The sequence below is a fragment of the Amycolatopsis sp. WGS_07 genome (assembly GCF_045278895.1).
Classification (GTDB): domain Bacteria; phylum Actinomycetota; class Actinomycetes; order Mycobacteriales; family Pseudonocardiaceae; genus Amycolatopsis.
In genome coordinates this window covers 2763572-2783868 of sequence record NZ_CP136053.1, presented here as the reverse complement: position 1 = coordinate 2783868, position 20297 = coordinate 2763572, and the positions used below count along the sequence as shown (strand labels likewise).

At 69.6% G+C, this 20297-nt stretch carries 17 protein-coding genes and 1 pseudogene; 6 read left to right on the top strand and 12 right to left on the bottom strand.

Going from position 1 to position 20297, the window contains the following annotated elements; all coding sequences use genetic code 11:
* Positions 1–6: 6 nt before the first annotated feature.
* The 5 genes from RPX00_RS13045 to RPX00_RS13025 form a co-directional block, all read right to left on the bottom strand.
* On the bottom strand, positions 7–537 hold the full coding sequence (locus RPX00_RS13045) for a single-stranded DNA-binding protein (RefSeq protein ID WP_406639783.1): 531 nt from the start codon (positions 535–537) through the stop codon (positions 7–9).
* Between the two features lie 29 nt (positions 538–566).
* Entirely contained in the window at positions 567–890 is a 324-nt protein-coding gene (gene rpsF, locus RPX00_RS13040) for a 30S ribosomal protein S6 (RefSeq protein ID WP_378308654.1), read from the bottom strand.
* Between the two features lie 101 nt (positions 891–991).
* The gene (locus RPX00_RS13035) at positions 992–1909 is read right to left on the bottom strand and encodes a hypothetical protein (protein WP_406639782.1); all 918 of its coding nucleotides are present in this window, start codon (positions 1907–1909) and stop codon (positions 992–994) included.
* A 79-nt stretch (positions 1910–1988) separates the two neighbouring features.
* The gene (locus tag RPX00_RS13030) at positions 1989–2891 is read right to left on the bottom strand and encodes a hypothetical protein (protein ID WP_406639781.1); all 903 of its coding nucleotides are present in this window, start codon (positions 2889–2891) and stop codon (positions 1989–1991) included.
* A gap of 166 nt (positions 2892–3057) precedes the next feature.
* Positions 3058–3879 carry a hypothetical protein gene (locus tag RPX00_RS13025; RefSeq protein WP_406639780.1) on the bottom strand — a complete coding sequence of 274 codons (822 nt, stop codon included), beginning with the start codon at positions 3877–3879 and terminating at the stop codon, positions 3058–3060.
* 103 nt (positions 3880–3982) lie between these two features.
* Between RPX00_RS13025 and RPX00_RS13020 the strand changes: the two genes are divergently transcribed.
* The gene (locus tag RPX00_RS13020) at positions 3983–4756 is read left to right on the top strand and encodes a deoxyribonuclease IV (protein WP_406639779.1); all 774 of its coding nucleotides are present in this window, start codon (positions 3983–3985) and stop codon (positions 4754–4756) included.
* Positions 4757–4793: 37 nt separating this feature from the next.
* On the opposite strand, the pseudogene RPX00_RS13015 reads toward RPX00_RS13020, so the two are convergent.
* Positions 4794–6354, bottom strand: a pseudogene (locus tag RPX00_RS13015) (glycosyltransferase family 87 protein).
* A gap of 35 nt (positions 6355–6389) precedes the next feature.
* The gene (locus tag RPX00_RS13010; RefSeq protein ID WP_406639778.1) at positions 6390–7457 is read right to left on the bottom strand and encodes an ROK family transcriptional regulator; all 1068 of its coding nucleotides are present in this window, start codon (positions 7455–7457) and stop codon (positions 6390–6392) included.
* A gap of 57 nt (positions 7458–7514) precedes the next feature.
* Here RPX00_RS13010 and RPX00_RS13005 point away from each other — a divergent pair, with 57 nt between their 5' ends.
* Positions 7515–8573 (top strand): Gfo/Idh/MocA family oxidoreductase, encoded by a 1059-nt coding sequence (locus RPX00_RS13005; protein WP_406639777.1) that lies wholly within the window; start codon positions 7515–7517, stop codon positions 8571–8573.
* Positions 8574–8638: 65 nt separating this feature from the next.
* On the opposite strand, the gene RPX00_RS13000 is transcribed toward RPX00_RS13005, so the two are convergent.
* The 3 genes from RPX00_RS13000 to RPX00_RS12990 all read right to left on the bottom strand — a co-directional run bounded on the left by RPX00_RS13000 (position 8639) and on the right by RPX00_RS12990 (position 14773).
* Positions 8639–11164, bottom strand: a complete 2526-nt coding sequence (locus RPX00_RS13000; protein ID WP_406639776.1) for a transglycosylase domain-containing protein — start codon at positions 11162–11164, stop codon at positions 8639–8641.
* A 218-nt stretch (positions 11165–11382) separates the two neighbouring features.
* Positions 11383–14280, bottom strand: coding sequence for a transglycosylase domain-containing protein (locus tag RPX00_RS12995; protein WP_406639775.1), 2898 nt, complete (start codon positions 14278–14280; stop codon positions 11383–11385).
* A gap of 91 nt (positions 14281–14371) precedes the next feature.
* Positions 14372–14773, bottom strand: coding sequence for a DUF5318 domain-containing protein (locus RPX00_RS12990; RefSeq protein ID WP_378308645.1), 402 nt, complete (start codon positions 14771–14773; stop codon positions 14372–14374).
* A 245-nt stretch (positions 14774–15018) separates the two neighbouring features.
* On the opposite strand from RPX00_RS12990, the gene RPX00_RS12985 reads away from it, so the two are divergent.
* Positions 15019–15576: a PadR family transcriptional regulator gene (locus tag RPX00_RS12985; RefSeq protein ID WP_037364258.1), complete on the top strand. Its 558-nt coding sequence runs from the start codon at positions 15019–15021 to the stop codon at positions 15574–15576.
* Positions 15577–15641: 65 nt separating this feature from the next.
* A complete protein-coding gene (locus tag RPX00_RS12980) occupies positions 15642–16730 on the top strand; it encodes an inositol-3-phosphate synthase (RefSeq protein ID WP_406639774.1) in 1089 nt (362 codons plus the stop codon).
* Positions 16731–16801: 71 nt separating this feature from the next.
* On the opposite strand, the gene RPX00_RS12975 is transcribed toward RPX00_RS12980, so the two are convergent.
* Together RPX00_RS12975 and RPX00_RS12970 are read right to left on the bottom strand one after the other, a co-directional pair.
* Complete coding sequence (locus tag RPX00_RS12975; RefSeq protein WP_406639773.1) at positions 16802–17656, bottom strand: SAM-dependent methyltransferase; 855 nt, start codon at positions 17654–17656, stop codon at positions 16802–16804.
* Positions 17657–17721: 65 nt separating this feature from the next.
* A complete protein-coding gene (locus RPX00_RS12970; protein WP_406639772.1) occupies positions 17722–18360 on the bottom strand; it encodes an HAD family hydrolase in 639 nt (212 codons plus the stop codon).
* Positions 18361–18445: 85 nt separating this feature from the next.
* On the opposite strand from RPX00_RS12970, the gene RPX00_RS12965 reads away from it, so the two are divergent.
* Together RPX00_RS12965 and RPX00_RS12960 are read left to right on the top strand one after the other, a co-directional pair.
* Positions 18446–18940 carry a MarR family winged helix-turn-helix transcriptional regulator gene (locus RPX00_RS12965; protein WP_406639771.1) on the top strand — a complete coding sequence of 165 codons (495 nt, stop codon included), beginning with the start codon at positions 18446–18448 and terminating at the stop codon, positions 18938–18940.
* Positions 18930–20150: an MFS transporter gene (locus tag RPX00_RS12960; protein ID WP_406639770.1), complete on the top strand. Its 1221-nt coding sequence runs from the start codon at positions 18930–18932 to the stop codon at positions 20148–20150. Before RPX00_RS12965 ends, RPX00_RS12960 begins: the two co-directional genes overlap by 11 nt.
* The last annotated feature ends 147 nt before the right edge of the window (positions 20151–20297 follow it).

The window sequence follows — 20297 nt, the reverse complement described above, 5'->3', positions numbered from 1 at the left end:
ATGAGATCAGAACGGGGGTTCGTCGGAGAAGCCTCCGCCGCCGCTGCTCGCGGCCGGTGCCGAACCCCACGGGTCGTCGGCGGGCGCGCTGTTGCCGCCGCCGCGGTTTCCGCCGCCTCCGCTGAAGCCGCCGCCTCCGCCGCCGCCGAAGTCACCACCGCCGCCGCCACCGCGGCTGACCTTGTTGACCTTCGCCGTCGCGTAGCGCAGCGACGGGCCGATCTCGTCGACCTCGAGTTCGACGACGGTGCGCTTCTCGCCTTCCTTGGTCTCGAAAGACCGCTGCTTCAGCCGCCCCTGCACCACCACGCGGGCGCCCCGCGTGAGCGACTCGGCGACGTTCTCCGCCGCCTGCCGCCAGATGTTGCAGCGCAGGAACAGCGCCTCGCCGTCCTTCCACTCGCCGCTCTGGCGGTCGAGGGTGCGCGGGGTGGACGCGACGGTGAAGTTCGCGACCGCCGCACCGGACGGGGTGAAGCGCAGCTCCGGGTCGGACGTGAGGTTCCCGACCACGGTGATGACGGTGTCTCCAGCCACGGATGGCGTCCCTTCGGATCGGGCTCGGATCAGGCCTTGGCGGGCGCGGGCTTGGCAGCGGGCTTGACCTCGCGGCGCATGACCTTGGTGCGCAGGACGGTTTCCTGCAGCGACAGCTGGCGGTCCAGCTCCTTGACGGCGTCGGCCGTGGAGTTCAGGTCCAGCAGCGCGTAGATGCCCTCGGCGTTCTTCTTGATCTCGTACGCGAGACGACGACGGCCCCACACGTCGACCTTCTCGACGCTTCCGCCCGAAGTGCGGATCACGTTGAGGAAGTTGTCCAGCGTGGGCGCGACCGTACGCTCGTCGAGCGTCGGGTCCAGGATGACCATTACCTCGTAATGGCGTGACATAACCACTCACCTCCTATGGGCTCGCGGTCACGGCGGTTCCGTGACAGGAGGGTTTGTCCAGGTAAGCGTACCCGGCGGGTACGACAGTCCGGTGCGGCGGGTCAGCTGACGCGGCGCAGCACCCAGGTGCGGACCAGCCCGGCGGTGACGCCGGCCAGCACGATCACCGCGAGCAGCATCGGCAGCTGGACGTCGGAGGCCCCGCCCTGGCTCGCCAGCGATTCGGCGTTGCCCGCGTTGCGGATGTCCGGGCCCTGCTGGCCCTGCGGGTCCTGACCGGCCGACGGCTGCTGCGGCAGCGTGCCGGAACCGGGCAGCGCGCCGTAGCGGGCGCCGGGCGCGATCGCGGTGCCGAGCACGCCGGGGTTGCCCGGGGTCGCGGTCGGGATGTTGCCGTAGTCGCGCGGCGGGGCGATTCCGGTGGAGCCCGGCTGGTAGTTGCCGAGCGAGCCGCCGCCGCTCTGCGTCGGGGTGGCTCCGTTCGACTGGCTGCCGCCGTTCGACGAGGAGCTGGGCGACGACGGTGCCTGGTAGTTGTTCGCGACCGTGGTGAGCCCGCACGCCGACGCGACCCCGGTACGGATCCCGTTCAGCACCTTGGTCTTGGTGTCGGGCAGCAGGCCGATGCCCCACTCGTTCTTCAGCGCGTTCGAGACGACCTGGCCGATCGCGTCGCCGCTGATCGTGCCGCCCGCGGCGTTCGGGATCGCACCAACCTGCAGGTTGCCCTTGTTCGCGATGGCGTTCGCCAGCGAGTCCGGCCAGACGGTGGCCAAGCGCCAGAAGTTCACCTGGTCCTTGGCCGCCTGCCGGACGATCTCCTTGACCGCCGAGCCGGGCACGGCGACCGAATCGCCCATGCCGCCGGTGACCGAGCCCTTGCACTGGTTCGCGAGCGTGGTCGCGGCGGACGCGGTGCCGGTGCCCAGGAACGTGCCGCCGGTGAAGAGGGCGGCGAGAGCGGTGACGGTGAGTGCTCGACGGGTTCGCTTCCAGGTGGGGATTTTCCGCACGAGCACTATCCTCCGGGGTCCGTGGGCATGGTTCGTCGCATCAGGAACAACGAGTGGACCCTGGCAAAGATACTGGTGAGTTGGCCTAACCTGCAGCGGCCATTCGGCGGAGTACCCACGTGCGGACCAGACCCGCGCTGACTCCGGAGAGTGCCAAAACTGCCACCAGAACTGGCCAGTCCAACCCGTTCGTGTGGTTGCCGCCGGTGCCCGGCAGTGCTTCGGCATTACCCGCGTTCTGCACGGTGCGATCGCCGCCGGCCGAGCCGTCCGGGTTGGCAACGCCGTACTGCGGCGCGTAACCCGGGATCTGGCTGCCGTAGCGGAGCGAGGGCGACGGGCTGAACAACCCGGCCATCGCCATCGGGATACCGCTGTAGTCCCGCATCGGCGCGTACCCGGTGCTGTAGCCGTAAGACAAATTGCTGAAATTCGGCAGGAAAGCCGAGAACGGCGCGGCCCCGCCGCCATTGCCGCCGTAATCGCCGAGCACCGGGCTGGTCGAACCGGGCATCTGGGATTGCCCTGGCGAACCGCCCTGCTGCGGATTGCCGCTACTGCCGCCTGGCGGTTGCTGCGGGTTCGGGCCGGGGTTCTGCTTGCCCGGCTGGCTGCCGGTGAAGCCCTGGCTGACGGCGGCGACGCCCTGCTGGACCGTGTTCGTGGTGCCCGCGACCGCACCGTTGACCGCGCTCGCGGCTGGCGCGCCGATGACCGGGACCGGCGCGACGACGGTGTTGACCACGTTCACCGTGACCTTGCAGACCGTGCCGAGAAGTGCGTCGATGGTGCCGGTGAGCACGCCCGAGACCTGGCCGACGATGCCGAGGTCCAGCGGGATCCCGAGCAGCGGCGTGGTCGCCTTGACGTGGTCGCCCGGTTTGGCGGTGATGGTGGAACCGCATTTCGCGGTCAGGGTGTCCGCGGACGCGGTCCCTGGGGCGGCGAGCGCGGCGGAGCCGGCCAGGACGAAAGCGGCGGCGCCCACTGCGGTTGCCCTCCGTGCCCGGTGCTGCTGCATGGCCGTCGACCCTTTCGCCGCGTCCGGTGTACCTGCCTTGCTGAGGACAACGACGGTAACGAAGACGAGTAACGCCCGCCTCCCCTCCGAGGTCAGGCATTCGGGTGGAAGCGGGCGCTACTCAGGGTGAGAGTCAGGCGGGCTTGCGGCGCAGCCACGCGCGCACCAGCGCGGCGGCCACCATCGCGAGCGCCAGCACGGCGATCAGCAGCGGCAGCCGGGCGGGCGGGTTGGCCGCGGGCAGCGCCTCGGCGGTGCCGGAGCGCTTCGCGTCGACCGTCGGCACCTGGCCCTGCGGCAGCTGGCCGGGGACGACCTGGGTGACGATCGGGGCCTGCACGAAGCTCGCCGGGAGCATCGCGGCTCCGGTGAAGATGCCGGACACCGAGTCGAGGCCGGAGAGTCCGCCGCCAGAGGTCACCGGGCCGAGCGAGTCGCCGCCGGGGGCGGGCTGGCCCGGGCCGCCGGGGCCGGGGGCCGGGGACGGCGGAGCCGGAGGGGTCGGCGGCTTGGGGCTCGGCGGCGGAGTGGGGAGCGGGGTGTCCGGAAGTCCGCCGACCAGCTGCTGGGTGGCGTTGCCGACGCCGTTCCCCGCGGCCTGCACGAACGGGCAAGTGTCCTTCGCGGCCGTCTCGCCGACGACTGGGACCTCACCGACGCTCAGCGTGCGGGCAACATCGCCGACCGGGACGGTGAGCAGCGTGTTGTTGCCGTCGGTCTGCTTGGCCTTCGAATCAAGGCCGACCGTCACCCGGTTCGGCGCGTTGAGCGGAGCGCCCGCGTCGAGGGCGAGGCCAGTGCCGTTCTTGCCGTTCTGCAGCGTGGATTCGCAGTCGCCGGTGACGGTCGGATTCGGGTCGGCGGACGCCGCGGCGGGAAATGCCAGAACCGCGGACAGCAACGGTGCCGCGAGCGCGACTCCGAGTGCGGTCATCCGTCCAGCGCGCTTCCGCATGCCTTTCCTCCCCCGACTGGATCACGGAACGCGCTCACGGTACTCCACGAGCGTCACCAACTGGGCCGGAAGGGGGAGATTCGCCCGGTAGTAGCGTCAAGGCATGCAGATTGGCGCCCATGTCCGCGACGACGATCCACTGGCCGCCGTCGCCGAGCGAGAAGCCGACGTCGTCCAGTTCTTCCTCTCCGACCCGCAGGGGTGGAAGGCACCGAAACCGCATCCGCACGGCGAGGAGATCAAGGCCGCGCCGGTCGAGGTGTTCATTCACGCGCCGTACCTGATCAACGTCGCGTCCAAGAACAACCGGATCCGCATCCCGTCCCGCAAGAACGTCACCCAGCACGCCGACGGGGCCGCCGCTATCGGGGCGAAGGGCCTGATCGTGCACGGCGGACACGTCGGTGCCGGCGACGACGTCGAGGAGGGATTGGTCAACTGGCGCAAGCTCTTCGAGCGCGAAGCGGAGAAGGGCGGTTTCGCGGTGCCGATCCTGATCGAGAACACCGCGGGCGGCGACAACGCGATGACCCGCGAACTCGACGTGATCGCCCGGCTGTGGGACAAGGTCGGCGAGTTCGGCGCGGGCTTCTGCCTCGACACCTGCCACGCCTACGCGGCGGGCTGGGACCTCGCGACCGCGGTGGAGAAGGTCAAGGCCATCACTGGCCGGATCGACCTCGTGCACTGCAACAACTCCCGCGACGAGCACGGTTCCAACCGCGACCGGCACGCGTCGGTGGTCGACGGCGACGGCACGATCGAACCGGAACTGCTCGCCGAGGTCGTGCGTCAGGCCGGTGCGCCGGTGGTCGTCGAGACGCCGGGCGAAGGCCAGGCCGCCGACATCGCGTACCTGCGCAAACAGCTCGCCTGAGAAGCCGGGAGGGGATCAGGGGTTCCCCTCCCGGACTTCAGGCGACCGGCTGCTCGGTGCGGGAACGGCGGAAGGCGGTGAAGGTGACCTTGTCGCGGGCCCGGTCCAGGACGCCGCCCGCCGGGTCGTCGTCGCCGGAAAGCCGGACCAGGTCGGTGCGCGGACGGTAGATCTCGCGGACCACCAGTACGCACAGCCCGATCACCGCGAGGTCGCGGATCACCACGCCGCCGAGGAACCAGCCGGCGGGCAGTCCTTTGTGGTCGACGCCGAGGTAATAGAACATCCGCGGCGCCCACACCGCCGCGTCGATGATCATCCAGCCCAGCAGCAGCCGCCAGCGCGGGATCGCCAGCACCGCCAGCGGCACGAGCCACAGCGAGTACTGCGGGCTCCACACCTTGTTCGTGAGCAGAAACGCCGCCACGACAAGGAAGGCCAGCTGCCCGAACCGCGGCCGGCGCGGCGCGGTGAGCGCGACGTACGCGATTCCCGCGCAGCAGAGCAGGAACAGCACGGCGACCACGATGTTCAGCACGGTCGGTGTCTGTCCTTTTTGGAGTACGCCGTCGAAGCCCGTCCAGCCGGTGACGTAGGAGACCACGTTGTAGAGCGAATCCGGGTCCATCGGGCGCAAGGTGTTGAGCCGGAAGAATTCCCACCACCCGCGTGGCGCGGCCACCATGAACGGGACGTTCACCACCAGCCAGGCCAGCACGGTGAACGCCGCGGTCCGGCCCCACGCGCGCAGTCTCCCGGCCCGCAGGCACAACAGGAACAGCACGCCGAGCAATAACAGCGGATACAGCTTGGTGGCCACGCCGAGTCCGAAGAGGACTCCGGCGACCTCGGGGCGTTTTCGCGACCACGCCAGGATGCCGGCGGCGGTGGCCGCGGTGGCGAGTGCGTCGAAGTTCGTAAAGGTATGGACCAGTACCAGCGGCGACACTGCGACGAGCACCGCGTCCCACGGCCGGCGTTTCGTTGTCCTTCCGGTAGCCCACACGGTGACCAGCCAGGCCAGCGCGAGCCAGAACGCGGAGATGTTGAAGTAGATCGCCACTGGCAGCGCGCCGGGCAGCCAGCCGGCGTTCGCGACCAGAAGTCCAGCCCGCCGCGAGTTTCGCGTTGATCCACTGGAACAGGCCGGTGACCACCGGGTACTCCATGTACCGGGTCTGGTTCTCCGCGGTCTGCGAGTCCTCCTGCCACGACGTGACATACGGGAAAGTGCGCGAATCGTCGAGCTTCTCCGAGCTGTAGAGCGGGACGATGTCGGAGTAGCACATGGCGACGAACGGACGGCCGGACCGCCAGTCGAGCTGATGCGCCCCGTTGGAGTCGCTGTACTGCTGGATGCAGGAGGCCTTGCCGAACCAGCACACCACCAGCGCGAGCACGGCCATCGCGAGCCCGACGCGCTGCGGCGACCAGAACCACTGCCTGCCCACCGCCGCGTGCGTGCCGACCGGCCCGCCGATGGGTCTCGTCGCCGCGGCCACCAGCGGGTCGTGCCGGCTGGGGGCGATTCGCTCCGCCGGAGTCAGCGTGCGGGGAGCCGAATCCGGCTCGTCGGCGGGGTCGGAGACGCGGGACACGTCGGGATGCTATCGGTCCGCGGGTGGGGTGCTGGTCATTTCGGATCCTCGTAGAACCCGGCAAGCACCTCGAAAGCGGCGCCGAGGGCCACCGCCTCCTCGTCGAGGTCGCTCAGTTCGACGTCGATACGCTGCCAATACGGCACCGGCAGCAGGTCGCGCAGCTGTCCGGCGACGGTTTCGCGGTAGATCTCCGGCGCGCCGCGCACGGTCCGTCCGAACAGGACAATCCGCTCGAGATCGAGCACCTGCACCAGATCGGCGAGCCCGATGCCGAGCAGGCGGGCGGCGTCGTGCGGGGTTCCTGCCGCGCGGTGCATCACCTCGACGCAGCCGCGGCGTCCGCAGGCGCAGCGCGGACCGGCGTAGGCGATGGTGGTGTGGCCGAACTCACCCGCATTGGTGCGCGGACCTCGGTAAACGCGTCCGTCGATCAGCAGGCCGACGCCGATTCCGGTGCCGACCAGCACCACCGCGGTCGCTGCCGCGGTCTCCTCCGGCCAGGCGTGCGCGAAGGCGGCGGAGTTGGTGTTTTTGTCCAGCGTGACGGGCAGACCGGTGCGTTCGGCGAGGAGATCGCGCAGCGGAACGTCGTGCCAGCCGGGCATGTTGGTGGCGTCGCGAACCCGGCCCGCGTGGTGGTCGAGCGGCCCCACCGCGCCGACGCCGAGCCCGAGCACGCGCGCCGGATCGACGTCGGCGAGCAGTTTGCGCACGCCGTCGGCGATCGCGGTGACCGCGACCTCCGGGCTGAACCCGATCGGCAGCGGGCCTTCCACGATCTCCTCGACCTCGCCGGTCAAACCGGTGCGCAGGACGAGGTAGCCGTCCCGGTCGAGCTGCGCGCCCAGAGCGCAGCGGGCTTCCGCGCGCAGCCGCAGCATCGTGCGCGGTTTGCCGACGCCGGCCGCGGGTGCGCGTTCGACGTCCAGCAGCCCCTCCGGCAGCAGGTCGGACACGATTTTCGACACGGCCTGCTGGGTCAGCCCGGACCGCTGCGCCAGCTCGACCCGGCTCAGCCCGCCCGCGCGCAGGATGTGCCCGAGCAGCAGCGCGCGGTTGTGGCGTCGCAGCCCGCGCAGGTTGACGCCGGTTTCCGCCATCGGCCGATCATCTCGGACGGGTGGCCTATTACGCAACAGTGTTGTTTAATAGGGGTCATGGCTGATGACGCGCGGGTCGGCATCCTCGGGTACGGGATCGGCGGCCGGATCTTCCACGCGCCGCTGGTCGCGGCGACGCCGGGCCTGGTCCCGGCCGTGCTGGTGACCGCGAACCCGGACCGGGCCGCGCAGGCGCGCGCCGAGCATCCGTCCGCCGAGGTGGTCCCGGACGCGGACGCGCTTTTCGCCCGCGCGGGTGATCTCGACCTGGTCGTGGTGACCACGCCGAACCGCACGCACGTGCCGCTCGCCCTCCGCGCGATCAAGGCCGGGCTGCCGGTGGTCGTGGACAAGCCGTTCGCGCCGACCGCGGCCGAAGCGCAGCGGGTGGTCGACGCGGCGAAGGCCAAGGGCGTCGGACTCACGGTGTTTCAGAACCGCCGCTGGGACTCGGATTTCCGCACCGTCGGCAAGGTGCTCGACTCCGGCCGGCTCGGCAACGTCTTCCGCTTCGAATCCCGCTACGACCGCTGGGTGCCGAAGATCAAGGACAACTGGCGCGAGTTCGGCGACCCGGCCGAGGCGGGCGGTCTGCTCTACGACCTCGGCGCGCACATCGTCGACCAGGCGCTGCAACTGTTCGGCCCGGTGACTCAGGTTTACGCGGAGGTCGACCGCCGCCGTCCCGGCGTGCAGGTGGACGACGACGTGTTCGTGGCCCTGCACCACGCGAATGGCGTGCGGTCGCACTTGTGGTCGTCCGCGCTCGCCGGTACCCGCAATCCGCGGTTCCGCGTGCTCGGGGATCAGGCGACGTTCACCAAATACGGTCTCGACGTCCAGGAACCGCAGATCAAAGCCGGCCTCCGCCCCGGTGACGAGGGCTGGGGCGTGGAACCGGAAACCGACGCCGGACGGCTCGGCGTGAATGACGAAACCGAAGTGGTGCCGACCGAAACCGGTTGCTACGAAGCGTTTTACGCCCAGGTCCGGGACGCGCTGCGCGGCGAGGCGAGCTTCCCGGTCGATCCGGCGAGTGCGGTCGAGGCGTTGCGGGTGATCGAGGCCGCGCATCGCTCGGGTGCCGAAGGCCGCGTGATCACGCTCGGCGGCTGAAGCCGCCCTCTGAACGGCCGTGGCCGCGACGGCCTCCCCCACCGTCGCGGCCACGGCCTCTTTCGTCACTCCTGCGGCGGGTCCTCGCCCGTCGACGGACCGCCGCTGGGCGGGTTGTGCGACGACGGCCTGCCGGTCGGCCAGTGCGGAAGCCCGGTCGGCCAGTGCGGCTGGGTGGGCCCGCCGGTGATCGGCCCGCCGTGGTCGTTGCCGTCGCCCGGGTCGTCCGGCTGGTTGCCGTTGGTCTCCTGCGGCGGGTTTTCGTCGCCCGCGCTCTGGTCCTGCTGCTGCGGCGGGGCCTGCGCGCCGATCAGCGGCACCTGGTCGAACTTCTCGCCCGGCTTGCCCTTGAGATAGCCGTCGAGGAACTTCTGCCACATCGGGCCCGCGATCGTCGAACCGTAGATCGGCGACGTGCCCGAACCGTGCAGCGCCTGGTCGCCGTCCGCGCCGACCCACGCGGCGACCGAGACCGATGGCGTGTAGCCGACCATCCAGGTCTGCGCGTTCGCGTTCGCCGCCCACGCCGGTTCGCCCGCTCGCTTCGTGTGCTGCTGGGTACCGGTCTTGCCCGCGCATTCGTGGCCGGACGGGCACTTCAGGTGCGAGAAGTCGATCACCGGGCCCAGCGCCATGGTCACGTTGCCGGCGATCTGCTTGGCTTTGTCCGCGCTGCTGTCGAACACCGGCTTGCCCGCGCTCGGCTGTGCCTCGTAGGCGACCTCGTTTTGCGAGTTGGTCACCTTCTGCACGAAGTGCCGGTCACGCTGGATGCCGTTGGCCGCGAACGTCGCGTACGCGCTGGCCATGTCCGCGGGCGTGATCCGGGTGTTCCCACCGCCGAGCGCGATGTTCGCGTCCGCGGTGGAGATCAGCGACTGGCCGCCGTTGTCCTTGGTCTTCACGCCCGCTTCCTGCGCGGCCTGTCCGACCGGACCGGGATGCGTCTCGTTCAGCACCATGTCGTAGAACACCGTGTTCGCCGACCGCTTCATCGCCTCGGCGACCGTGCACTGCCCGGAACAGCTGGAGCTGGGACCCGCGTTGCGCACGACGCGGCCGTCGAAGACCCGGTTGTTGCTGCCGTCGAACGTCGAGTTGATTCCCTTGCCCATCTTGAGGAACGCGGTGAGGTCGAACGCCTTCATCGACGAACCGGGGTTCTGCGGGGTGTTCGCCCAGTCGCGAGCGCCCTGCTTCTTGCCGTTCACGTCGATGGTCGCCGGCCCGCCGTAGTACGCGAGCACCCCGCCGGTCTTCGGATCGATCGCCACCAGCGAATCGAGCAGCCGGTCGTCGGACTGGTCCTTCAGCGCGTCGGTCGCCACCTTGGTCGCGACCTCCTGGGCGTGCTTGTCGATGGTGGTCTGGACCGTGTAGCCGCCCGCGTAGTACTTGTCGTCGTCGATGCCGTGCTGCGCCAGTTCGGCCTTCACCTGGGTGGTGATGAACTTGTAGGGCGCGTTCGCGTCGTCCTTCGACTCCTCCAGCGGGATCACGTCCGGGAACTTCGCCGATTGCCGCTGCTGCGCGGTGATGTACTTGTTCTCGAGCATCCGGTCGAGCGCGGTGTTCCAGCGGCCTTGGGCCACCTTCGGGTTCTCCGAACGGCCCGGCTGCTGGATCAGCCCGGCCAGCAGCGCGGCCTCCGAGTAGTCCAGCTTCGAGACGTCCTTGTGGAAGAAGGCCTGCGACGCCGCGCCGATGCCGTACGCCCCGCGCCCGAAGTAAATGATGTTCAGGTACGCGGTGATGATGTCCTGCTTCTCGTACGTCTGGTTCATCTTGAAGGACTTCGCCAGCTCGGTCCATTTACGGGTGAGCGTCGGGGCGTCGTTGTCGGTGGCCTTCTTGATGTACTGCTGCGAGATCGTGGACCCGCCGCCCGCCTTGCCGGTGAGCTGGTTGAACGCCGCGCGCAGCAGGCCGGTGACGTCGAAGCCGGAGTTGGTCTCGAACGTCGAGTCCTCGGTCGCGATCACCGCGTGCTTCACCACGTCCGGGATCTGCTGCGGGGTGAGGATCTGCCGGTTGCCGCCGGAGGGCACGTCCTTGCCCATCGGGCTGCCGTCGGCGTACAGGTAGGTGACGGCCTGGTTCTGGCCCTGCGCGACGCTCTGCGGCGAGGGCACGTCAACGCTGAAGTAGGTGATCACGAACGCGATCGCCGGGATGACGATGAAGAGGCCGACGAACGCGTACACACAGCGCCGGATGATCTTCCAGCGTCTTTTCTTGCGCTGGGCGGGCGTGCGGCCCTTCTTGTCCAGGTCCTCCGACGGATAGACCTCGTCCGGATCCAGCGGGCCCTCGTCGCGGTAGCCGGCGTCCCGGTAGCCAGGGTCGCGGTAGTCGTCCTCGGCCATCCGGTGAGTCATCAGCTCCGGCTCGCGCTGCGGCGGCGGGACCGGGCGACGGCCGGGCGGCGGCGGACGGCGGCCCGGCGGCGGGGAGCCGGCCGGACCGGTCGGCCCCGCGGCGGGACGCTGCGGGCCGCGGGCCCACGGCGGCGGGCCGGGCTGGGAGGGAGGTGGTTGACGCCGCGGGTCGGGATCCCGGTCGGGCCAGGAGCGGCTGCGGTCGTCGTTCACTGCGGATCCTCTTCTCGGACACGGGCAAGCTGCGGACGCAGAAGGCCCTCTGATCACCAGACGCGCCAACCCCGGTCGAGGTTCACTCGCCTGGCCGATCCCCTTCGCGGGGGAGGGAGACCGTCGGTGAACCTACCGCACCCCCAGCCGGGCGGTACCGGCAAAAGAGGCTCCTCCCCGGTAACGGAGAGGAGCCTCTTTTCAGTACGAGACGCTGGTCAGCCGGTGCGGCGCGGCGGTTCGCCGTTCACCACGGGACCGCCTCCGCTGCCCGGGTTGCCGCCGTCGGTGCCGCCGCCGAAGATGCCGCTCGGCCGGGTCGGGCTGGTCGTCGAGGACGACGGATGCGACGAACTGGTCGGCGGGGCCGACGACGAGGACTGCGTCGACGGCGGCGGAGCCTGCTCGCTGGTCGTCTCGCGCGGCGGCGGGGCCGCCTTGCTCGACGTGACGACCTCGTCCGCGTCCTTGCCGATCGGCTCGACCTTGTCGAACTTCTCGCCCGGCTTGTCCTTCAGGTAGTTCGTCATGAAGTCCTGCCAGGTCGGGCCCGCGATCGTCTTACCGTAGATCGGCTTGCCGTTCTTGTCGTGCAGCGGCTTCGTGCCGTCGCCGCCGATCCACGAGGCGACCGAGACCGAAGGCGTGTAGCCGACCATCCAGGTCTGCGAGTTCCGATCGGAATAGGACTTCGGATCGTCGTCGCGCATCGTGTACTGCTGGGTACCGGTCTTGCCCGCGCAGTCGTGGCCGCTCGGGCATTTCAGGTGCGATTCGGCGATGACCGGGATGAGCGCGTCGGTGACGTTGCCGGCGATCTGCTTGCTCTTGTCGGCGTTGTCGTCGAACGCGGGTTTGCCCTGGCCGTTGGTGTCGTCGAAGATGACCTCGTCCTGGGAGTTGGTGAGCTTCGCGACGAAGTGCTGGTCACGGCGCACGCCACCAGAGGCGAACGACGAGTAGCTGGCGGCCATGTCCTCCGGGGTGACCGAGGTGGCGCCACCGCCGAGGGCGATGTTCGCGTCCTCCGTACCGAGCTTGCCCTTGCCCTTCGGCGCGGGCCGCACGCCGGCCTCCTTGGCGGCTTCGGCGACCCGGGAGGGTTTCACGTCGTTCAGCACCATGTCGTAGAACACGGTGTTCGCCGAGACCTCCATGGCCTTCTTGACCGTGCACACCGGACCGCAGCTGGCGCTTTCGCCCGCGTTGCGGACCACGCGGCCGCCGAGTTGCCGGTTGTTGGTGCCGTCGAAGGTTTCCCCGAGGCCCTTGCCCATTTTGAGCCAGGCGGTGAGGTCGAAGGGCTTCATGGACGAGCCCGGGTTCTGCGGCACGTTCGCCCAGTCCGTGGCGAGCACGTCCTTGCCCGCGTCGTTCTTCACCGTGGTCGGCCCGCCGTAGTAAGCGAGCACGCCCCCGGTTCTCGGGTCGACGGCGACCAGCGCTCCTCTGAGGTTCTCGTCGGTCTGGCCCTCCATGTTGTCCTGGACGGACTGCACCGCGAGCTTTTGCGCGTTCGGGTCGATCGTCGTGTAGATCTTCGCGCCGGTGGAGTACAGCTTGTCCTCGTCGTAGCCCTTGGCCGCCAGCTCCTGCATGATGCGCTGCTGGATGTGGAAGTCCAGCGTGCCGGCGTCTTCCTTCTGCTGCGAGTCGCGCGGGATCAGCGTGGGGAACTGCGCGGCCTTGCGGTCGGCGGGCGAGAGCCAGTGGTTGGCCACCATCTGGTCCATCACGTAGTTCCACCGCTTCTGCATGTACGCGGTGTCGCGGTCTTTGCCCGGGCCCTGGATCATCCCGGCGAGCAGCGCGGCCTCGGAGGCGTTGAGCTGCTTGACGTCCTTGCCGAAGTACGCCTTCGAGGCGGCGGCGATGCCGTTCGCGCGGCGGCCGAAGAAGACGATGTTCAGGTACCCGGTGATGATGTCCGATTTGGACGTCTCGTTGTTCAGCTTGAACGACTTCGCCAGCTCGGTCCACTTACGGGTCAGCGTGGCCTCGTCGTTTTTGGTCGCCTGCTTGATGTACTGCTGCGAGATGGTCGAACCACCGCCGGTGCCGCCGGTCGCCTGGTTGAAGACCGACCGCAGGATCGCCATCACGTTGAAGCCGGAGTTGGTCTCGAACGTCGCGTCCTCGGCCGAGTACACGGCGTGCTTGACGACCTCGGGCACCTGGTTGGGCTGCAGCAGTTCGCGGTTGCCGCCCTGCGGGACCGAGCGGCCCATCACCGATTTGTCGCCGTAATAGAAGGTGATCGGCTGGCTCTGCTGCGCGAGCACCTCCTGCGGCGAGGGCACGTCGACGGTGAAGTAGGTGATCACGAACGCGATCGCGGGCACCACGACGAACAGGCCGAACATCGCGTACAGCACGCGCCGGACGATCTTCCACCGGCGCTTGCGTCGCTGCTTCGGCGTGAGATCGGCCTTGCTCTTCTTCTTGCCGTCCTCTTCGCCTTCCGGGTCGTCCTCGAAGTCCGCGTCGTCCGAGTACTGGGCGAGGCGGGTCTCCTCGTCGTACGGGTCGTAGCGATCGTCGTCGTACCGGTCGTCGTAGGGCGCGTAGCCGTTGTGCGCGGCGTGCGTGATCAGGTCCGGTTCGCGCTCGGGCTCCGGGTAGGACGGCGGCGGCGGGACCGGACGGCGCTGCGGCGGCCGTCCGCTGGGCGGCGGCTGCCGGAAGCCCTGGGTGGCGTTCCCGTTAGGACCGCCGGGGGCCGGACGTCCGGCTGGCGGCTGGCGACGCGGCGGCGCGCCCTGTCCGTCGAGGATCTGCGACGCGCGGGTGGCCGAGCCGCGGTCCTGCGGGCCGGGGCCTTGCGGCGGACGGCCTTGGGGGGCACGGCCCTGGGGCGGACGCTGCGGACGGCGCGGTTCGTCGGCGGCGGGCCACTGTGGACCGCCCTCGTCGCCGCTCGGCCATTCCGGACCCGCTTCGGCTCGCGGGGCGCGCGGCGGACGCGGGCCTCCGGCGGGCGGGCGGCGGGGCGGCGCGGGACGCCGGGGGGCGTCATCGGCTGGCCAGGCCGGACCGGGGTCCTCCTGGGGCCGGCGGGCACGGCGAGGTGCATCTGGCTCCTGGCTCGGCCAGGAGCGGTTGCGGTCGTCGTTCACGAATGGGCCTCCGAGGGCTGTACTGCCGGCGCCGTCGTCCGGGACGGACGGCGGCGCGCCGCCCTGCGTTCTGCAGCGGTTGTGGTACTCGTCACTGGCCGGCGGTCCTTCGCGGCCGGGTCGGCTGGGGCTCTCCCGTGCCGAGGACATAGGACAGGACCAGATGGTTCCAATGACACGTCCGGCACACCTCTACGTCGTAGACGGTGAACTCGCCGAAAAGCCCGGCCATCCGGGTCAGTTCGGCGGGGGTGCGTGCCGATCCCGAGACGTGCTTGAGTTCGTCGCCGTACACCCAGGACACCAGGTGCAGCGGCGCCCGGCGGCACATCGGACAGGCCCGGTCCTCGGGTCTGCCGTGGAATTTCGCCGCGCGGAGCAGGTACGGGCTCGCGTCGCAGACCTCGTGGTCCCCGACGCGTCCGGAGCGGACGCCGGCCAGCAGCGCACGGCGCTGCAAGGCGTAATCCACAACCTGCCGCTGGTTTCGCACGAGAACAGAGTACGGGCTCTTTCTGTGTCCGCGGTGCCCCCTGCTTTCCCGCACCCTCGGCACCCGTTCGGACACGCCGAAAGCTGGATAACGCTCTGATCACGGATCGCCGGGCGAGTGCAGGTCGCGGGTTACTTCCGCCACTTCGATGTATCGGCGCGATATACTCGGCGAGTAGGTTGGCTGAGCCGGTTCCGTGTGGTCAACGGCGCCGGCCGCGGCGTATTCCCGAGATGGGGTGTGGTGTGCTCGAACTCGCGATCCTCGGATTGCTGCACGAGGCGCCCATGCACGGGTACGTGCTGCGCAAACGTTTGCACGAGACGCTCGGGATGTTCCGGACGTTCTCGTACGGCTCGCTGTATCCGACCTTGCGCCGGCTGCTGCGGGCCGGTTACCTCGTCGAGGAGTTCGACGAGGCGGACGACCGGGCCTGGTCCCGGCGCGGCCGCCGCGTCTACAAGCTCACCGCCGAGGGGAAGGAACGCTTCGCCGAACTGCTCGGCGACGCGGGACCGCAGACGTGGGACGACGAGGGATTCGGCGTCCACCTCGCGTTCTTCTCGCGGACACCGGCCGACGTCAGGATGCGGATCCTGGAAGGACGGCGCCGCCGCGTCGAGGAGCGGCGCGAAGGATTGCGGGACGCGCTGGCACGGGCCGAGGAGAAGATCGACCGCTATACCCGCGAGCTGCACCGGCTGGGGCTGGAGTCGAGCGAGCGGGAGGTGCGCTGGCTCAACGAGCTGATCGCGCACGAACAAGCCGAGCAGCGCGGCCCGGAGCAGCCGGGACTGAGTTGAGCGGCGGCCGCAACGAGGCGGCAGACCTGCAGATGCAAGTGAATGAGATTGAAGGAGAAACCGGCATGGGCGAGAACCGCCGCGTTCGGGTGGCCATCGTGGGCGTCGGCAACTGCGCCTCGTCGCTGGTCCAGGGCGTCCAGTACTACCGCGACGCGGATCCTGGTGCGCGCGTCCCCGGTTTGATGCACGTCCAGTTCGGCGACTACCACGTGCGCGACATCGAGTTCGTCGCCGCGTTCGACGTCGACGCGAAGAAGGTCGGCCGGGACCTCTCGGAGGCGATCTCCGCCAGCGAGAACAACACGATCAAGATCGCCGACGTGCCGCCGCTCGGTGTCACCGTCCAGCGCGGGCACACCTTCGACGGCCTCGGCCGGTTCTACCGCGAGACCATCGAGGAGTCCGACGAGGCTCCGGTCGACGTGGTCGCCGCGCTGCGCGACGCGCAGGTGGACGTGCTCGTCTCCTACCTTCCCGTCGGGTCCGAAGAGGCCGACAAGTTCTACGCGCAGGCCGCGATCGACGCTGGCGTCGCGTTCGTCAACGCGCTGCCGGTGTTCATCGCCTCCGACCCGGAGTGGGCGAAGAAGTTCGAGGACGCGGGCGTCCCGATCGTCGGCGACGACATCAAGTCCCAGGTCGGCGCCACCATCACGCATCGCGTGCTGGCGAAGCTGTTCGAGGACCGCGGCGTGCAGCTCGACCGCACGATGCAGCTCAACGTGGGCGGGAACATGGACTTCCTGAACATGAAGGAGCTGGAGCGGCTCGAGTCGAAGAAGATCTCGAAGACCCAGTCGGTCACGTCGCAGGTCGACCGCGAACTCGGCAAGGGCAATGTCCACATCGGACCGTCGGACTACGTGCAGTGGCTCGACGACCGCAAGTGGGCCTACGTCCGGCTCGAGGGCCGCGCGTTCGGCGACGTGCCGCTGAACCTCGAGTACAAGCTCGAGGTGTGGGACTCGCCCAACTCGGCGGGGATCATCATCGACGCGGTGCGCGCGGCGAAGATCGCCAAGGACCGCGGCATCGGCGGCCCGATCCTGTCCGCGTCGTCCTACTTCATGAAGTCGCCGCCGGAGCAGTACGACGACTCGACCGCGCGGGATGCGGTCGACGCGTTCATCCGCGGCGAAGTGGAGCGCTGACCTCCCAGCCTTGAAGGTCCGTGAAGGACTCCTTGAGGGAATTAGATTCCCGCAAGGAGTCCTTCACGGCGTTAAAGGTCGGCGGAGACCAGCGCGGTTTTCGCCATCTGGCCGGCCAGGACGTCGGGCATCCGCTTCCCGAACCGGACGGCGAGGTCGGCGACGCGTTCTACCCGCACGTCCCAGCCCTGCCCCGCGAGCCACTCGCCGGGGTCCCGGCGCGGCTCGGTGGAGAAGACGTCCTTCACGGCCAAGCCCATCTGCTCGCCCGCCGCCGACGTCTGGAAGGTCCCGGACAGCTCGGTGAGGTCGCCGGGCGGGATGTGCTCGGCCCCGATCCGGCTGCCCGCTGCGCACCGGGCGTGCACGAGGTCGAACAGCAGCTCCTCGGCTTGCGCGGGCAGATACGGCAGCAGCCCCTCGGCGATCCACACGGACGGCCGGGACGGGTCGAACCCGGCGGTTTCCAGTGCGGCGGGCCAGTTTTCGCGCAGATCCGCGCCGACCGGGTGCCGCCGGCATCGCGGAGCCGCGCCGAGGCGATCGAGCACGTCCTGTTTGAACCCGAGCACGCGCGGCTGGTCGACCTCGTAGACGTCACGGCCGGAGAGGTCGAGCCGGAAGGCGCGCGCGTCGAGTCCGGCGGCCAGGATCACGACCTGCGACGCGTCGGTGCCGGTGATGAGGTCGTCGAAGAATCGCGCGCGCAGCTGGACGTAGTCGGCGATCCCCATCCAGAGCGCGTCGTCGACCGGTTCGGTCGGCAGCGGCTGCGGAGGGTGCGCGGCGCGGACGAATTCCGCCGCGTACGGGTCGCTGACCAGCGGTTCTGGCGACGCGGTCGCGATCGCCCGGCCCGCGGTCACCCCGAGCGCGGTGCGCCCGATGCTGCTGACGATGTCCCAGTCCCCTTGCGGCACAGCCATTTCCGCCCCTCTCGCTGATCACCGCTCAGGATGGCGCCGCGTCAGCTACTCGGCTGTGAGCTGTGTCACTCGGCGAGAGCGGCGGGCAGGGCGGCGAGATTCGGCAGCACCGTGGCCTCCTGCAATGCGGCCGGATCCGGCGGGAAGTGCGGGTTCGGCACCGCGTACACCGCCATGTTCGCCGCCCGCGCCGCACGCAGGCCGTTGGTCGAGTCCTCCACCGCGGCACAGCGAGAGGCGTCGACGTTCAGCAGCATCGCCGCCCGTAGATAGACGTCCGGTGCCGGCTTGCCCGCGGCCACTTCCTCGCTCGACACCGCGACCGGGACCAGGGACGTGAGGTCGCAGGCGGTCAGGAACGAGTGGATCAGCACCGGCGGCGACGAGCTGGCGATCGCGACCGGCCAGTGCCGGGAGATCTCGCGCACGACCTGGTCCGCGCCGTCGATCACCGGCGGGCGGTCGGCGTAGCGGGCGGCCATCTCGTCGATCACGGTCCGCGCGATCTCGTCCGGGGTGAGCCGCGCGCCGAGGGTTTCCACCAGGTAGTGCGCCCATTCCGGCGTGCTCATCCCCTGTTGCGCGCGGGTCGCCTCGGGGAGCCAGGTCCCGCCGTGCTCGGCGACTACCGCGCGGCGCACCTCGTCCCACGTGCGCTCGGAGTCCACCAGTACGCCGTCGAGGTCGAAGATCACCGCATCCACTTCTCCAGCCTAGGGGTCCTGGTCTTGGCCACCTTGTGAGCCGAATTACTTCGCCACCCTAACTAATTTTTGTTAGCCTAGCTAAGTGACTTCCTCGAGGGGCGATCTGGCGCGGCGGCTGCGGCCGGTGGTGTTCCGGCTCTACTACCTGGTGCGCCGCGAATCCGCGCAGCTGCTCACCCTGACCCAGGGGTCGGTGCTGTCGGAGCTGGTCGGCCGGGGTCCCAGCCGGATGAGCAGGCTCGCCCGCCTCGAACGCGTGCGGATGCCGTCGATGACCGACGTCGTCGGCAGGCTCGAACGGCTCGGCATGGTGACGCGCCGCCCCGATCCGGACGACGGGCGCGCCGTGCTCGTGGAGGCCACGCCGGAAGGCGAACGGTTCTACGCCGAAATGATCGAAGGCCGGGAGGCGGAGCTGCGGGCGCGGCTCGACCGTCTCGAACCGGCCGAGCGCGCCGCCATCGACGCCGCGCTTCCCGCTCTCACCAAGCTGATCGCCGATTTCCACCGCGACGACCCGCACTCCCCCGAAGCCCCCGAACTCCCGAAGGAGGAACTGATCCGCAATGAGCGCTGAGCACCACTCAAGCCTGCTGGACGCGGTCAAAGGCCAGCCGAAACAGGTGTGGATCACCGCGTTCGCCGCGGTCATCGCGTTCATGGGCATCGGACTCGTCGACCCGATCCTGCTGTCCATCGCCAAGGGCCTGAACGCTTCGCCGTCCCAGGTCACGCTGCTGTTCACGTCGTACCTCGGCGTGCAGGTGGTCGCGATGCTCTTCACCGGCGCGATGTCCGCCCGGTTCGGAGCCAAGCGGACCGTGCTCGTCGGGCTGACGCTGATCGTCGCCGCGACCGCGCTGTGTGCCGCGGCGGGTTCGATCGAACAGCTCGTCGGCCTGCGTGCGGTGTGGGGGCTCGGCAACGCCTTCTTCATCGCCACCGCGTTGTCGGTGATCGTCGGCGCGGCGACCGGCGGGCAATCCGGCGCGATCCTGCTTTACGAGGCCGCGCTCGGGGTCGGGCTCGCCGTCGGCCCGCTGCTCGGCGCGCTGCTGGGCACCATCTCGTGGCGCGGTCCGTTCCTCGGCACCGCGGTGCTGATGGTCGCCGCGCTGGTGCTGTGCTCGATCTTCCTGAAGAGCGATTCGCACGAGAAGCGGGAACCGATCAAACTGCTCGACCCGATCCGCGCGCTCAAGCACCCCGGACTGCTGCGTACGTCGATCGCCTCGGCGCTCTACACCGCCGCGTTCTTCGCGGTGCTCGCCTGGTCCCCGTTCGTGCTCGGCTGGAACGCGATCGCGGTCGGCCTGATCTTCTGCGGCTGGGGCCTGTGCGTGGCGATCGCCGGCGTGGTGCTCGCCCCGAAGATGGCCGCCCGCTTCGGCGAACGGCACGCGGCGGCGCTGGCGGTGGCCGGGTACACCGTCCTGATGCTGGTGCTCGCCATCCCGAGCAAGCCGGTGGTGGTCGTCGGGATCATCGTGTCCGGGCTGGTTTCCGGGCTGCTGAACACGCTGTTCACCGGCACCGCGATGTCGATCAGCGACGCGCCGCGGCCGGTCGCGAGCGCCGGGTACAACTTCTGCCGCTGGTTCGGCGGCGCGGTCGCGGCCACGCTCGTCGGGCACATCGCCGAGTGGATGGGCTGGGAGCAGGGCCCGTTCCTGGTCGCCGCGGTGCTCTGCGTGATCGCCGCTGTGCTCCTGTCGCAGCGTGAGAAGAAGGCCGACCCGCGCGTGCTGCCGAAGGAGGCCGCGCTCGTCGGCGACGAGGAGTTCTGAGCCGGTTCTGACGCTCGGCGATCGCCCCCGGACTGTCTGTTCGGGGGTGATCGTCGTCTTTCCCCGAATACATCCGCCGTTAACCTTTTGGCCCGATTCAGGGGGTTTTCGCCGCATACGGTCGCCGGGTTCCCACCGAGAAGCGAC